This is a genomic window from Paracoccus sp. SCSIO 75233, from assembly GCF_027912675.1.
GTDB lineage: Bacteria > Pseudomonadota > Alphaproteobacteria > Rhodobacterales > Rhodobacteraceae > Paracoccus.
The window spans coordinates 447,525-460,098 of record NZ_CP115757.1; the positions used below are offsets into that span (position 1 = coordinate 447,525).

General features: G+C 62.4%; 14 protein-coding genes. 11 read left to right on the forward strand and 3 right to left on the reverse strand.

Annotation, left to right across the window (positions count from 1 at the left end):
- Positions 1-6 precede the first annotated feature (6 nt).
- Positions 7-711, forward strand: a complete 705-nt coding sequence (locus tag PAF12_RS02250; protein ID WP_271108395.1) for a tRNA (guanosine(46)-N(7))-methyltransferase TrmB — start codon at positions 7-9, stop codon at positions 709-711.
- A gap of 178 nt (positions 712-889) precedes the next feature.
- Here PAF12_RS02250 and mazG read toward each other — a convergent pair whose 3' ends face one another.
- The gene (gene mazG / locus PAF12_RS02255; protein ID WP_271108396.1) at positions 890-1,702 is read right to left on the reverse strand and encodes a nucleoside triphosphate pyrophosphohydrolase; all 813 of its coding nucleotides are present in this window, start codon (positions 1,700-1,702) and stop codon (positions 890-892) included.
- A gap of 141 nt (positions 1,703-1,843) precedes the next feature.
- Here mazG and yajC point away from each other — a divergent pair, with 141 nt between their 5' ends.
- The 9 genes from yajC to PAF12_RS02300 all read left to right on the forward strand — a co-directional run bounded on the left by yajC (position 1,844) and on the right by PAF12_RS02300 (position 7,974).
- Entirely contained in the window at positions 1,844-2,170 is a 327-nt protein-coding gene (gene yajC / locus PAF12_RS02260; protein WP_271108397.1) for a preprotein translocase subunit YajC, read from the forward strand.
- Between the two features lie 22 nt (positions 2,171-2,192).
- Positions 2,193-3,857: a protein translocase subunit SecD gene (gene secD / locus PAF12_RS02265; protein WP_271108398.1), complete on the forward strand. Its 1,665-nt coding sequence runs from the start codon at positions 2,193-2,195 to the stop codon at positions 3,855-3,857.
- A gap of 11 nt (positions 3,858-3,868) precedes the next feature.
- Positions 3,869-4,846 carry a protein translocase subunit SecF gene (gene secF / locus PAF12_RS02270; protein ID WP_271108399.1) on the forward strand — a complete coding sequence of 326 codons (978 nt, stop codon included), beginning with the start codon at positions 3,869-3,871 and terminating at the stop codon, positions 4,844-4,846.
- Positions 4,846-5,205 carry an Mth938-like domain-containing protein gene (locus tag PAF12_RS02275; RefSeq protein ID WP_271108400.1) on the forward strand — a complete coding sequence of 120 codons (360 nt, stop codon included), beginning with the start codon at positions 4,846-4,848 and terminating at the stop codon, positions 5,203-5,205. Before secF ends, PAF12_RS02275 begins: the two co-directional genes overlap by 1 nt.
- On the forward strand, positions 5,202-5,834 hold the full coding sequence (gene ccmA / locus PAF12_RS02280) for a heme ABC exporter ATP-binding protein CcmA (protein ID WP_271108401.1): 633 nt from the start codon (positions 5,202-5,204) through the stop codon (positions 5,832-5,834). Before PAF12_RS02275 ends, ccmA begins: the two co-directional genes overlap by 4 nt.
- Positions 5,834-6,490, forward strand: coding sequence for a heme exporter protein CcmB (gene ccmB / locus PAF12_RS02285; protein ID WP_271108402.1), 657 nt, complete (start codon positions 5,834-5,836; stop codon positions 6,488-6,490). The genes ccmA and ccmB overlap by 1 nt, the downstream gene beginning before the upstream one ends.
- A 65-nt stretch (positions 6,491-6,555) precedes the next feature.
- Positions 6,556-7,281, forward strand: a complete 726-nt coding sequence (locus PAF12_RS02290; RefSeq protein WP_271108403.1) for a heme ABC transporter permease — start codon at positions 6,556-6,558, stop codon at positions 7,279-7,281.
- Complete coding sequence (ccmD, locus tag PAF12_RS02295; protein WP_271108404.1) at positions 7,278-7,442, forward strand: heme exporter protein CcmD; 165 nt, start codon at positions 7,278-7,280, stop codon at positions 7,440-7,442. Before PAF12_RS02290 ends, ccmD begins: the two co-directional genes overlap by 4 nt.
- A 7-nt stretch (positions 7,443-7,449) precedes the next feature.
- Complete coding sequence (locus PAF12_RS02300; protein WP_271109632.1) at positions 7,450-7,974, forward strand: DsbE family thiol:disulfide interchange protein; 525 nt, start codon at positions 7,450-7,452, stop codon at positions 7,972-7,974.
- Between the two features lie 48 nt (positions 7,975-8,022).
- On the opposite strand, the gene PAF12_RS02305 is transcribed toward PAF12_RS02300, so the two are convergent.
- Complete coding sequence (locus PAF12_RS02305) at positions 8,023-10,416, reverse strand: ATP-dependent helicase (protein WP_271108405.1); 2,394 nt, start codon at positions 10,414-10,416, stop codon at positions 8,023-8,025.
- 340 nt (positions 10,417-10,756) lie between these two features.
- On the opposite strand from PAF12_RS02305, the gene PAF12_RS02310 reads away from it, so the two are divergent.
- Complete coding sequence (locus PAF12_RS02310) at positions 10,757-11,563, forward strand: hypothetical protein (RefSeq protein WP_271108406.1); 807 nt, start codon at positions 10,757-10,759, stop codon at positions 11,561-11,563.
- A 22-nt stretch (positions 11,564-11,585) separates the two neighbouring features.
- Here the strand turns inward: PAF12_RS02310 and folE2 are convergent, their stop codons facing one another.
- The gene (folE2, locus tag PAF12_RS02315; RefSeq protein WP_271108407.1) at positions 11,586-12,551 is read right to left on the reverse strand and encodes a GTP cyclohydrolase FolE2; all 966 of its coding nucleotides are present in this window, start codon (positions 12,549-12,551) and stop codon (positions 11,586-11,588) included.
- Positions 12,552-12,574 lie beyond the last annotated feature (23 nt).

Consider the following 12,574-nt stretch of genomic DNA (forward strand, 5'->3'; position numbering starts at 1 on the left):
CCGCCCATGTCAGAGAAGCCTTTCGACCCGAACCCGCCCCGCCGGAATTTCTACGGCAGACGCCACGGCAAGACGCTGCGGCAGAGCCAGAAGACCTATCTGACCGAAGATCTCGGCCCGCTGCGCCCCCGTGGCATCAGCGCTCAGGAAAACCCGGGCCGGGTGCAAATCGACCCGGCGGACATCTTCGGTGACGACCGCCCGGTCTGGCTGGAGATCGGCTTTGGCGGCGGCGAACATATGGTCCATATGGCGGAAGCCTATCCCGAAATCGGCATAATCGGCTGCGAACCCTTCATCAACGGGGTGGCAATGCTGGTCGGCAAGATCAAGGCAGCGGGGGTTGGCAATGTCAGTGTTCATCCGGGCGATGCGCGAGACCTGATGGACGTCCTGCCGGAAGCCTCGATAGCAAAGGCGTTTCTGAATTACCCAGACCCCTGGCCAAAGAAACGCCACCATCGCCGCCGCTTCGTAACGCCGGAACATCTTCTGCCCCTGCATCGCGTCATGGCGGCGGGCGCGGAGTTTCGTGTTGCCACTGACATCCCCTCCTATGTCCGTCAGACGCTGGAGGAGGTTCCCAAGGCGGGTTTCACACTGGAAAGCCTGCGCGCCGGGGCGTGGCCCGATTGGCCTTCGACCCGCTACGAACAAAAGGCCCTTCGCGAGCGCCGCACGCCGACCTATCTGTCGTTTCGCAGGCTCTGATCTCTCGAAAGCGGATATTTGAACCAGGCTGAAGATCGGCGTCCTGCCGCGGCGGCCCCGAAAGGCGGTCGGGCAGGACGCTTTCACCCTGGACGGTCATCGGCGTCCCCGCCTGTACCGTGAGACCGGAATAACGCGAAGCCCTTTCAGCCTGGTTAAAATATCCCCGCCGGAGGCATTATTTCCGCTCGGCACGCTTGGCGGTGTCCCAGAGCGCATCCATCTCCGCGAGGTTTGACTCTTCGGGGCGGCGGCCTTCTTCGCGCAAAGCTGCCTCGATGGCGCGAAAACGCCGGGTAAACTTGTCGTTGGCAGCGCGCAGCGCTTCTTCCGGGTCGATGTCCAGATGGCGCGCCAGATTGGCCATGACGAAGAGCAGGTCACCGAATTCCTCGGTCAGATGTTCGTGATCCTTGCCCTCGCGGGCTTCGACCAGCTCGGCGGTTTCTTCGGTGATTTTCTCCAGCACATCCCCGGCACCGGGCCAGTCAAAGCCCACACGCGCCGCGCGGTTCTGCAATTTCAATGCTCGTGTCAGCGCCGGCAGGCCAAGCGCCACACCGTCGAGGACGCCTTTTTCCGCCTTCTTCGCCCGCTCCGCCGCCTTGATCGTCTCCCAGTCCCGGACCTGCTGTGCCGCCGATTTGTCCCGCGATTCGTCGCCGAAGACATGCGGGTGCCGGTCGATCAGCTTGTCGGAGATCTTTGCCGCGACATCGGCAAATCCGAACATGTTTTTTTCTTCAGCCATTTGCGCATGAAACACGACCTGAAGCAGCAGATCGCCCAGCTCGCCGGGAAATTCGTCCCAGGCCTCGCGGGTGATGGTGTCGGCGACCTCATAGGCCTCCTCGATCGTGTAGGGCGCGATTGAGGCGAAATCCTGCTCGATATCCCACGGGCATCCCTTATCCGGGTCGCGCAATGAGGCCATAATGCCGATCAGGCGAGCGATTTCGGTCTGGTTGCGGTCCGGTGCAGGGGCGGTCATGGCGTTCTCCTTCGACGGCCAAGCCGTGCCACAGCGTCGCGTCTGAGTCCATCTTCCGCTTCCTTGCCATCTGCCGCTGCGAAGATTAGGTTGCGCGGCAATTCCGGGGCTATGCGTCCCGCCCATCCGAGAGGTCCGATTATGTTTGTCACTCCCGCCTATGCACAGGCCGCCGGCGGCGGCGCAGGCGCTATTGCCCAGTTCATCCCGCTGATCCTGATCTTCGTGATCATGTATTTCCTGATTCTGCGTCCGCAGCAGAAGCGGATGAAGGAACACCGGACCATGATCGAGGCGCTGAAGCGGGGCGATCAGGTCGTCACCCAGGGCGGCATGATCGGCAAGGTGACGGATGTCAAAGACGATGAGGTCACGGTTGAGGTCGCACAGGGCGTCAAGGTGCGCGTGGTCCGCAGCACCATTGCTCAGGTGCTGAGCAAGACCGCCCCCGTCGCCGCGAATTCCTGAGGCTTTCTAAGGCTCTGACGTCATGCTGGACATCCCGCTCTGGAAACGCGTCCTGATTCTGGGCGTGGTGGTTATCGGCCTGATCTGGGCGATGCCGAATATGTTCTACGGAAGGGTCGAGGCCCATAACGATGCCGTAGCTGCCGCTGAAAAGGCAGGCTTTGCCACCGAGGAGCAGGAGGCGGCGATTGATCTCTGGCCCGACTGGCTGCCAAGCGGGCTGGTCAATCTCGGCCTCGATCTGCGCGGCGGCGCGCATCTTCTGGCCGAAGTTCATGTCGAGGATGTCTATAAATCCCGTATGGATTCGCTGTGGCCCGAATTGCGGCGCGCCCTGGCCGAGGAGCGTGAGGTGATCGGTGCCGTGCGCCGCGTCGAGGGGCCTGAGGATCAGCTTCATGTCGAGATCGAAAATCCCGACCAGATGGCACGTGCGGTTGAGATTGCGCGCGGTCTTGCGTCGCCGATCGTGACGCTCAGCGGGGCAGGGCAGTCTGATCTGGATATTACCGCGTCGGGAAATACGCTGATCGTTCAGCTTTCGGACGCCGAGAAAGCCGCCACCGACACCCGTACCATTCAGCAGTCGCTGGAGATCGTCCGACGCCGCGTGGATGAGGTCGGTACGCGTGAGCCGACGATTCAGCGGCAGGGCTCCGACAGGATCCTGATTCAGGTGCCGGGGATCGGTTCCGCGGCCGAGCTGAAAGAGCTCATCGGCACCACGGCGCAGCTGACCTTTAACCCGGTGATCGGGCGCGGCACCGACCCCGATGCCCGTGCCGGGATCGGGAATATCGTGCTGCCCTCGCAGAATGAGGAAGGTGTTTATTACACCGTCGAGGAGGCGCCGGTCGTGACCGGCGAAGAATTGACGGACGCCTCCCCCAGCTTCGACCAGAACGGCCAGCCGGCAGTGGATTTCCGGTTCAACCCGTCGGGGGCGCGGAAATTCGGGGCCTATACCGCCGAGAATATCGGCCAGCCCTTCGCCATCGTGCTGGATAACGAAGTGATCTCGGCTCCTGTCATCCGCGATGCCATCACCACCGGGTCGGGGCAGATTTCCGGCTCTATGGATGTGGCGGAATCGACCCAGCTTGCAGTGTTGCTGCGTGCCGGGGCACTGCCTGCGGAACTGACCTTCCTTGAGGAACGGACCATCGGACCGGAGCTTGGGCAGGACAGTATCGACGCGGGCAAGCTGGCCTCCATCGTCGCGATTGTCGGTGTCGTCGCCTATGTCGTGGCGAGCTACGGTATTTTCGGCGTGTTCGCCTCCGTTGCGGTCATCATGAACGTGGTGCTGCTGCTTGCGCTGATGTCCGCCATTGGCGCGACGCTGACGCTGCCGGGCATTGCCGGGATCGTGTTGACCGTCGGCACGGCGGTTGACGCCAACGTCATCATCTTCGAGCGTATTCGTGAGGAGTTGCGAAAGGGCAAACGTGTGGTGTCCGCCGTCGATACCGGCTTCCGCGAAGCCATGTCGGCGATTATCGACGCCAACGTGACCACCTTCATCGCCGGTCTGGTGATGTTCTTCCTCGGCTCCGGCCCGGTGAAGGGCTTCGCTGTGACGCTGACCATCGGGCTTGCGACCTCGGTCTTCACCGCGATCTACTTCACCCGTCTGCTGATCGTCGTCTGGCTGGAGCGTCGGCGGCCCAAAGAACTGGTTCTGTAAGGGGGCTTGATATGGCATTCCGTCTGAAACTCGTCCCTGACGAAACGAATATCAACTTTTTCCGCTGGCAGAGATATACGTTCGGCCTGTCGGCGGTCCTGATGGTGATCTCCGTCATTCTGCTGCTGACAATGGGGCTGAATTTCGGGATTGATTTCCGCGGCGGCACCACGATCCGCACGGAAAGCAGCACGGCCTTCGATGTGGCCGACTACCGGGCCGCCCTGACCGAGGTTGAAGGAATCGGGGATGTCTCCATCACCGAGGTTTTCGATCCCACCTATGGGGAGGATCGCCACGTCGCGCAGGTGCGCATTGGTGCGACCGATGACACCGAGGCGATGACGCCGGAACAGATCGATGCCGTTGAGGCGGCGCTGACCGAAATCGATCCCAACGTGAAATTCGTCGCGGTCGAATCGGTCGGCCCGAAAGTTTCGTCGGAGCTTATCAAAACCGCCGTCTATGCGATTTTGGCGGCGTCTGCGGGGATCCTGCTCTATATCTGGTTGCGATTTGAATGGCAGTTCGCTGTCGGCGGCGTGGTGGCCATCATCCATGACGTGCTGCTGACGATGGGGATATTCTCGGCGCTGCAAATGCGTTTCGATTTGTCGACGATTGCGGCGCTGCTGACCATTCTGGGCTACTCGATCAACGATACTGTCGTGGTGTTTGACCGCCTGCGTGAAAATCTGGTCAGGTACAAGACCATGCCGCTGATCGAGGTGATGAACCTGACGGTGAACGAAACCCTGTCCCGGACATTGATGACGGCTTTGACGACGGCGATTGCGCTGCTTGCGCTGTTCATCCTGGGCGGTGACGTGATCCGTGGCTTTGTCTTCGCAATGCTCTGGGGCGTGGTCGTGGGGACGTATTCCTCGATTTATGTCGCCAAGAACATCGTTCTGTGGCTCGGCGTCAAACGTGACTGGTCGAAGCCGGACCCGGACAAGCTGCCCGATCAGTTCACCGAAGCGCCCTGATGCAACTGACCGAGGCACAATTCCCGAAAGAATCACTGCCAATCGACGGTTATGGCAGCGGGTTCTTCCGGGTGGCGGGCCAGGTTTTCGATGGCGGGGTTGTCGTGGCCAGCGGCGTTGGCGTAACGGCGTGGTCGGGACTTGAGGACCATGCGCCGCTGATGGCGCTCGCGGGCCATGTCGATGTGCTGTTCCTTGGCATGGGTGCCGACATCGCCGTGCCGCCGCGCGATCTGATCGAGGCGCTTGACGCAAAGGGTATCATGGCCGAACCGATGGCCTCCCCTTCCGCCGCGCGCAGCTATAATGTTCTTTTGGCAGAGGGTCGGCGCGTCGGCTGCGCCCTGCTGCCGGTATGAGCCTGCTCAGCGTCCATGATCTCGCCGTATCGCGGGGCGGGATGCGGGCGGTTGAGGGCGTCAGCTTCTCCCTCGCCGCCGGTGAGGCGCTGATCCTGCGGGGGCCGAACGGGATCGGCAAGACCACGTTGCTCAGGACCGTGGCCGGGCTTCAGCCGCCCGTGACCGGGCGGATCGAGGCTGCGCCGGATGCGATCGCCTATGCCGCCCATGCTGACGGGCTGAAAGCGGCGCTGACGGTGACGGAAAATCTGCATTTCTGGGCGCGGATATTCGGGCGCAGCGATGTCGAACAGGCCATCACGACGATGAACCTTGCCGAGCTTCGCGACCGTCCCGCCGGGGCACTCTCGGCTGGTCAGAAGCGCCGGCTGGGGCTGGCGCGGCTGCTGGTCACGGGGCGTCCGGTCTGGGTGCTGGATGAACCGACAGTCTCGCTCGACGCCGCCTCCGTGGCGCTGTTTGCGGGCGCGGTCCGGGCGCATCTGGGGCAGGGCGGTGCGGCGCTGATGGCGACGCATATCGATCTGGGTCTGCCCGAAGCGGAGATCCTCGATCTGGCGCCCTACAAGGCCAAACCCCCGACGCAAGGAACCGCCCCTGCCGGGTTCAACGAGGCGTTTGGCTGATGATCGCGCTTCTCATCCGGGACATGAACCTTGCCACACGCGCGGGCGGCGGCTTCGGCCTCGGCCTCGCCTTTTTCCTGATCACCTGCACGCTGGTCCCCTTCGGCGTGGGGCCGGAGGGCGATGTCCTGTCCAGTATCGCGCCCGGCATCCTCTGGGTCGGTGCGCTGCTCTCCTGCCTGTTGTCGCTCGACCGGATCTTCGCGCTCGACCATGAGGACGGATCGCTCGATCTTCTCGCCACGGCGCCGATCCCGCTGGAAGGCGCCGTCGCGATCAAGGCCGCCGCCCACTGGATCACCACCGGTCTGCCGCTGACCATTGCAGCCCCGCTTTTCGGGCTGCTGCTGCAACTCCCCGCCGAGGCACGGGGACTGACGATCATCTCGCTGCTCATCGGCACCCCGGCGCTTTCCATGCTGGGGGCGTTCGGGGCGGCGGTCACGGTCGGGCTGCGCCGGGGCGGGCTTCTTCTGTCGCTGCTGGTGCTGCCGCTATATGTGCCGACGCTGATTTTCGGGGCCGAGGCGATCCGGCGCGGCGCGGCGGGCATGGACCCGACGACACCGCTGGTGTTCCTTGCCGCCATCACGCTGCTTACCTCCGCGCTCGTCCCTTTTGCGGCCGCTGCGGCATTACGTATCAATCTGCGGTAAAGACTCCGTCACGCAAACCGCATAAACACTTCAACCGGACCCCGCCGCGCGCTAGGAACAGAGCCATGTCGATCTGGGAATATGCCAACCCCGTCAGATTCATGCAGACCTCGGGCAAGGTTTTGCCGTGGGTCGTGATCTGCGCTGCCGCAGCGATTGTCGTGGGTCTCGTCTGGGGCTTCCTGACGCCGCCCGACTATAAACAGGGCGCGACCGTCAAGATCATGTTCCTGCATGTCCCCTCGGCGCTGATCGCGATCAATTGCTGGCTGATGATGCTGGTGGCCTCGCTGATCTGGCTGATCCGGCGCCACCATGTCAGCGCGCTGGCCGCGAAGGCCGCAGCCCCGGTCGGCGCGGTCATGACGGTGATCGCGCTTGTCACCGGCGCAATCTGGGGCCAGCCGACCTGGGGGACGTGGTGGGAATGGGATCCGCGCCTGACCAGCTTCCTGATCCTGCTGCTGTTCTATTTCGGCTATATCGCCCTGTGGGAGGCGATTGACGATCCCGACAGCGCCGCCGATCTGACCAGCGTGGTCTGTCTGGTCGGTTCGGTCTTTGCCCTCCTGTCGCGCTATGCGGTCAATTTCTGGAACCAGGGGCTGCATCAGGGCGCGTCGCTGTCCGTCGCACCGGGGGAGCGGATGAGCGAGGTCTACCGATACCCGCTCTACCTCTCCATGCTCGGTTTTTTCCTGCTCTTCGTCGCGTTGCTGCTGATCCGCACCCGTACTGAAATCCGCATCCGCCGCACCGCGGCCCTGCAAGCGAGGGAGCTTCGCTCATGATCGAACTCGGCAGACATGCCGGCCCGGTGCTCTGGGCATGGGCGATCTCTCTGGCGCTTCTGGCGGCGATCATTGCCCAAAGCCTGATCCGCAATGCCCGCGCCCGCCGTGCGCTTGAGGCGCAGGAACGGCTCATGAAGGACCGAAAAGATGCGCATTAAGCCGCTTATGCTGATCCCGCCCTTGCTGTTTCTGGCGCTTGCTGCTGTTTTCATCTGGGGGCTGGGACGGGACGATCCGAATGCTCTGCCCTCCACCTTCGAGGGGCGTGAGGCCCCGGCGGTGCCGGAAACGACCCTGCCGGGCTACACGCAGCTCACGGACGAGATGCTGCGCGAACCGGGCGTGAAGCTGGTGAATTTCTGGGCAAGCTGGTGCCCGCCCTGCCGTGCCGAACATCCGACACTGATGGAGCTGTCGCAGCGCATGCCGGTCTATGGAGTCGATCTGAAGGATAACGAGGCCGACGCGCTGGAATTTCTCGGTAAGGATGGCAATCCGTTCCACGCCATCGCCACCGATCCGCGTGGCCGCACCGCAATCGACTGGGGCGTGACCGCGCCGCCGGAGACGTTCATCATCGATGGCGAAGGCCGCATCCTGTACCGTCACGCCGGCCCGCTGATCCGCGAGGATTACACCAACCGTTTCCTGCCCGAACTGGAAAAAGCCCTCGCCGCCGAATCCCCGTAGACCCCCGTAGGGTGCGCTTCAGCGCACCAAATCCAAACGCCCACCCCATCAAAACGGCACATCATCCGCAGCCCCGACCGGCTGCACATACCCTGCCTTGACGTTCTTGAACGCATCCCCGAACTGAATCGTCAGCGTGTCCTCGGCGATGCCCATCACCGTGCCTTCGCCGAATTTCGGGTGGCTGACCTTGTCACCGACGCTGAACCCCACGGCCTCGGCATCGATCACCGTTGCGGCGGGCGCGCGCGGTCTGGCCCGCATATCGCCGCGCGCCGCCATGCGCTTCCAGCCGGGTGAGTTATAGACATCCGCATGCGCCGCGCGGTTCTGCATGGCCGCGCCGAAATCCGTGCCAGCCGCGGCCGCCGCACCGCCATAGCCCTGACCGTAAAGGCCGGGCGCGGTCAGCACCTCCACATGTTTCTCCGGCAATTCGTCAATGAAGCGCGAGGGCAGGGAGCTTTGCCATTGCCCATACATCCGCCGGTTGCCCGCGAAAGAGATCGTCGCCAGTTTCTCCGCCCGCGTGATGCCGACATAGGCAAGGCGGCGCTCCTCCTCCAGCCCTTTCATGCCGTTTTCGTCCATGCTGCGCTGGCTGGGGAACAACCCGTCCTCCCAGCCGGGCAGGAACACGATGGGATATTCCAGCCCCTTCGCGGCGTGCAGGGTCATGATGGAAACGGCGTCCTGCGCCTCGTCATTGTCGCGGTCCATGACAAGCGCGACATGTTCCAGAAAGCCCTGAAGATTATCGAACTCCTCAAGCGCCTTCACCAGCTCCTTGAGATTCTCCAGCCGCCCCGGCGCATCGGGGGATTTGTCGTTCTGCCACATGGCGGTATAGCCGGTTTCGTCGAGTATCCGCTCCGCCAGTTGGACATGGTCCGCCGTCGAATCGAGCGCATCGGCATGGAACCGGCCCATTGCCTCGACAAACTCCCGCAGATTGGCCAGCCCCTTGCCGCCCAGAAGCCCGTTCGCCACCACCGATTGCGCCCCGATCAGCAGCGGCTCGCCCAGTTCCCGCGCCTCCGCCTGAATGGTCTGGACGGCCTTGTCGCCAAGCCCGCGCTTGGGCGTGTTCACGATCCGCTCAAACGCCAGATCGTCAGACGGCCCGACCGCCAGCCGGAAATATGCCATGGCGTCGCGGATTTCCTGCCGCTCATAGAAGCGGGGTCCGCCGATCACGCGGTAGGGCAGGCCGATGGTGAGGAACCGATCCTCGAACGCGCGCATCTGATGCGAGGCGCGCACGAGGATCGCCATGTCGTTCAAATCATGTTTGCCGACGCTGCGCCTTGTGCCGGAATGGAAATCCTCAATCTCTTCCCCGATCCAGCGGGCCTCCGCCTCGCTGTCCCAATGCCCGATCAGCCGGACCTGATGCCCGTCTGCGGCTTCCGTCCATAACGTCTTGCCGAGACGCCCCTTATTGGCCGTGATCAGCCCCGAGGCTGCGCCGAGAATATGCGGGGTGGAGCGGTAATTCTGCTCCAGCCGGATGACCTGCGCGCCGGGGAAATCCTGCTCGAACCGCAGGATATTTCCGACCTCGGCCCCCCGCCAGCCATAGATGGACTGATCGTCATCGCCCACGCAGCAGATATTGCGATGCGCCTGCGCCAGCAGCCGCAGCCACAGATATTGTGCGACATTGGTGTCCTGATACTCGTCAACGAGGATATAGCGGAAGCGCCGTTGCCATTGCTCCAGCAGGTCGGGATGGGCCTGAAACAGCGTCACGCAATGCAGCAGCAGGTCGCCGAAATCGACCGCGTTCAGCGCCAGCAGACGGTCCTGATAGGCGCGGTAAAGCTGCACCCCCTTGCCGTCGAAGCTGGCGCCTTCATTGCGGGAGACCTTGTCCGGGGTCAGCGCCCGGTTTTTCCATCCGTCGATCAGCCCGGCCAGTTGCCGCGCGGGCCATCGTTTCTCGTCGATATTCTCGGCGGCGATCAACTGTTTCAGCAGGCGGATCTGGTCGTCCGTGTCCAGAATGGTGAAGCTGGTCTTCAGATGCAGATTGCCGTGCCCGATCAGTTCTGCATGGCGGCGCAGGATTTTTACACTGACGCTGTGGAACGTGCCCAGCCACGGCATCCCCTCGACCGCCTCGCCCAGCAGGCGACCGATCCGGTTGCGCATCTCGCGCGCCGCCTTGTTGGTGAAGGTCACCGCGAGGATTTCACGCGGGAACGCCCGCCCGGTCGAGATCAGATGCGCGATCCGCGTGGTCAGCGCCCGCGTCTTGCCGGTGCCCGCCCCCGCGAGCATCAGCACCGGGCCATCCAGCGTCTCAACCGCCTTGCGCTGCGCATCGTTCAGCCCGTCCAGATAGGGCGGCGGGCCAGAGGGCATGCCAATGGCGCGCTGCGACAGGCTCAGCCGCTGCTCGGCCGCCTCCAACGGGTCTGAATCGTCATAATCGCTCATGCGGGCAGCATAAACGCAGATGCGCCGGAGGCAAAGGGGTGTTCATACAATGTTCCTGATCCGCAAGCGGTTTAATGACGGCAGCCCTTTTGCTCATGGTCTGCATCGTGAAACCAATATTGTGGGCGGGGCATGATTTTATCGTAGTTGACCCAACGGAAACCCGGTGCGGAACGTAAGAATATACCAAACCGGGCAGATTTTTCTTGAACGAAGTCAAAAATATGTTTTTGTTAACATATAGTTAGAAGTAATTTCTGATGTCGGCCTGTTTTTTGGGTTTTATCCTCCGCGGTTCTGATTGCGGGAAACAGTATTCGTTTTCAAAGGGCTTATTTCCATGCGTTCGACTTCCCTGAGCATTCTCGCCGCGCTCCTCGCAATTTTGCTGGGGCTGACACCTGCCGTTCTTTCTGGTGCTGAAATCGCGGCATCCGACGCGGGCTTTTGCGGACAGCCGAAATTTATGACGTCGGAGACCATCTCCATGAACGGCGAGGCGGAGGAGGTTGCAGGCAGGTTCGTCGACCTCGAACGAAACGAGCCGCGCTATCTTGAACTGAGGCTGGCGACGCGTGCGCAACTGACGTTTTCAACGCGTGGTGCGAATGCAGACACGATATTGTTGCTATTGGACAGTTCCGGCAATCTCGTCACCTCGGACGACGATGGCGGGGATATCCTCGATTCCCGGCTGGTGACCGTGCTTCAACCCGGAAATTACTGTCTTCAGGTCAGCAAATTCGGCGATTACGAGGAAATGTTGGTTAATGTCCCGGTCACCATAACCGCAGGTCCGGGGCCGGAACCATGTGCGCGGACCGCCTCCAACCGCTACGATCTGGCGTCGGACAGCGAAGCGATCATCACCAGCGATGTTTTGCAGGACCGCGCCACCTTCGCCTTGAAGCTGCGCGCCGGAACCGGCGTCCGGATCGAGGCGAAAAGCCCGGTCTTTGATACGCTGCTCAGCCTGGAAGACGACAAGGGCGAGGTGGTCGCGCAGAATGATGACAGCGGCGAAGGGACCGACAGCGCGATAGAACTGGCCCCCGTCTCACGGGAAACGGAGTATTGCGCCGTTCTGGACAGCTACGATCCGGATGGCGGGATCTACGCGCTCTCATTCATTCCGCTGTCGGAGTGAAAACAGGCCGGGGTCGCCGCCCTTAGCCCCGGTGCTGAAGGCTGGCGAAGCTTGTCGGGTCGAGACTGTCCTGCGCGAAAGTCGGGCCGTTCACCAACATGCTGACGGCGTCATGAGAATGCAGCGATTCCTGATGGCTGGCGATGACGCGGAAATCGCTGACGCGTGGTTCTTCGATCAACTGTTCGGCAAAGCTGCGGACGGCATCTTCGACAAATATCGGATTGGCGGCGTTCAGCTCCGCAAAGGCCTGCTCATCCTCGCGTTTCACCATCACCTGCGTCTCGGTCGGGACGGCGCGGCGGCATAGCTCGATCATATCTTCGAACCACAGCCGGTCCTCGCCCTCCATCAGCACCGACAGCCGCGCCACCGAACGCTGCGAATGCGGCGTCGCCAGCCGGCCCCGGCTTTCGCGGGCATGTTCCGACAACTCCAGCGAGCAGGGGCAGGTCGAGGAATAGACATAATCCAGATGCATGATCCGGCGGCGCGCGCCGTCATGCTCGATCAACTCCTGCGCGATGTCGTAATATTGCCACCCCGACAGCCCCGAGCGCAGCGAATCCACCCGCATCGGATAGCTCAGCCGCATCTGGATGCGGGCATCCATGCTGTCCAGATCGTCCTTGTAGTCGTCGAGCGCGGTTTCCAGCACATCCATGCTGAATTTCTTCTCCGCATGGGCATAAAAGCTGCGCATGATCCGGCTCATATTGATGCCCTTGCGGTCCGCCTCCAGACTGACCGTTCCGGTGACGGAGGTCTCCAGCGAAATATCCCCGCCATCGCGGGTCTGATACCGGATTGGCAGGCGGAAATTCGAAATGCCGACATGCTGGATCAGCACATTCGCGCCCACGATCAGGCTCGACGGGCCGTTCTGCAAATCGGGCAGGCTGGCCCGGTATTGCGGATCAACCTCGAAATCCGCGTCATATTCGCGGGAGAGGGCAGAATAGCTGGTCGGCGGTCGCGGCGTGTTCACGGGCGGCTCCTTCTGTTCGCGCG

Excerpts from the sequence above, each read along its gene's own strand:
- PAF12_RS02250 (WP_271108395.1), top strand. The coding sequence starts at position 7 with ATGTCAGAGAAGCCTTTCGACCCGAACCCGCCCCGCCGGAATTTCTAC.
- mazG (WP_271108396.1), bottom strand. The coding sequence starts at position 1,702 with ATGACCGCCCCTGCACCGGACCGCAACCAGACCGAAATCGCTCGCCTG.
- yajC (WP_271108397.1), top strand. The coding sequence starts at position 1,844 with ATGTTTGTCACTCCCGCCTATGCACAGGCCGCCGGCGGCGGCGCAGGC.
- secD (WP_271108398.1), top strand. The coding sequence starts at position 2,193 with ATGCTGGACATCCCGCTCTGGAAACGCGTCCTGATTCTGGGCGTGGTG.
- secF (WP_271108399.1), top strand. The coding sequence starts at position 3,869 with ATGGCATTCCGTCTGAAACTCGTCCCTGACGAAACGAATATCAACTTT.
- PAF12_RS02275 (WP_271108400.1), top strand. The coding sequence starts at position 4,846 with ATGCAACTGACCGAGGCACAATTCCCGAAAGAATCACTGCCAATCGAC.
- ccmA (WP_271108401.1), top strand. The coding sequence starts at position 5,202 with ATGAGCCTGCTCAGCGTCCATGATCTCGCCGTATCGCGGGGCGGGATG.
- ccmB (WP_271108402.1), top strand. The coding sequence starts at position 5,834 with ATGATCGCGCTTCTCATCCGGGACATGAACCTTGCCACACGCGCGGGC.
- PAF12_RS02290 (WP_271108403.1), top strand. The coding sequence starts at position 6,556 with ATGTCGATCTGGGAATATGCCAACCCCGTCAGATTCATGCAGACCTCG.
- ccmD (WP_271108404.1), top strand. The coding sequence starts at position 7,278 with ATGATCGAACTCGGCAGACATGCCGGCCCGGTGCTCTGGGCATGGGCG.
- PAF12_RS02300 (WP_271109632.1), top strand. The coding sequence starts at position 7,450 with ATGCTGATCCCGCCCTTGCTGTTTCTGGCGCTTGCTGCTGTTTTCATC.
- PAF12_RS02305 (WP_271108405.1), bottom strand. The coding sequence starts at position 10,416 with ATGAGCGATTATGACGATTCAGACCCGTTGGAGGCGGCCGAGCAGCGG.
- PAF12_RS02310 (WP_271108406.1), top strand. The coding sequence starts at position 10,757 with ATGCGTTCGACTTCCCTGAGCATTCTCGCCGCGCTCCTCGCAATTTTG.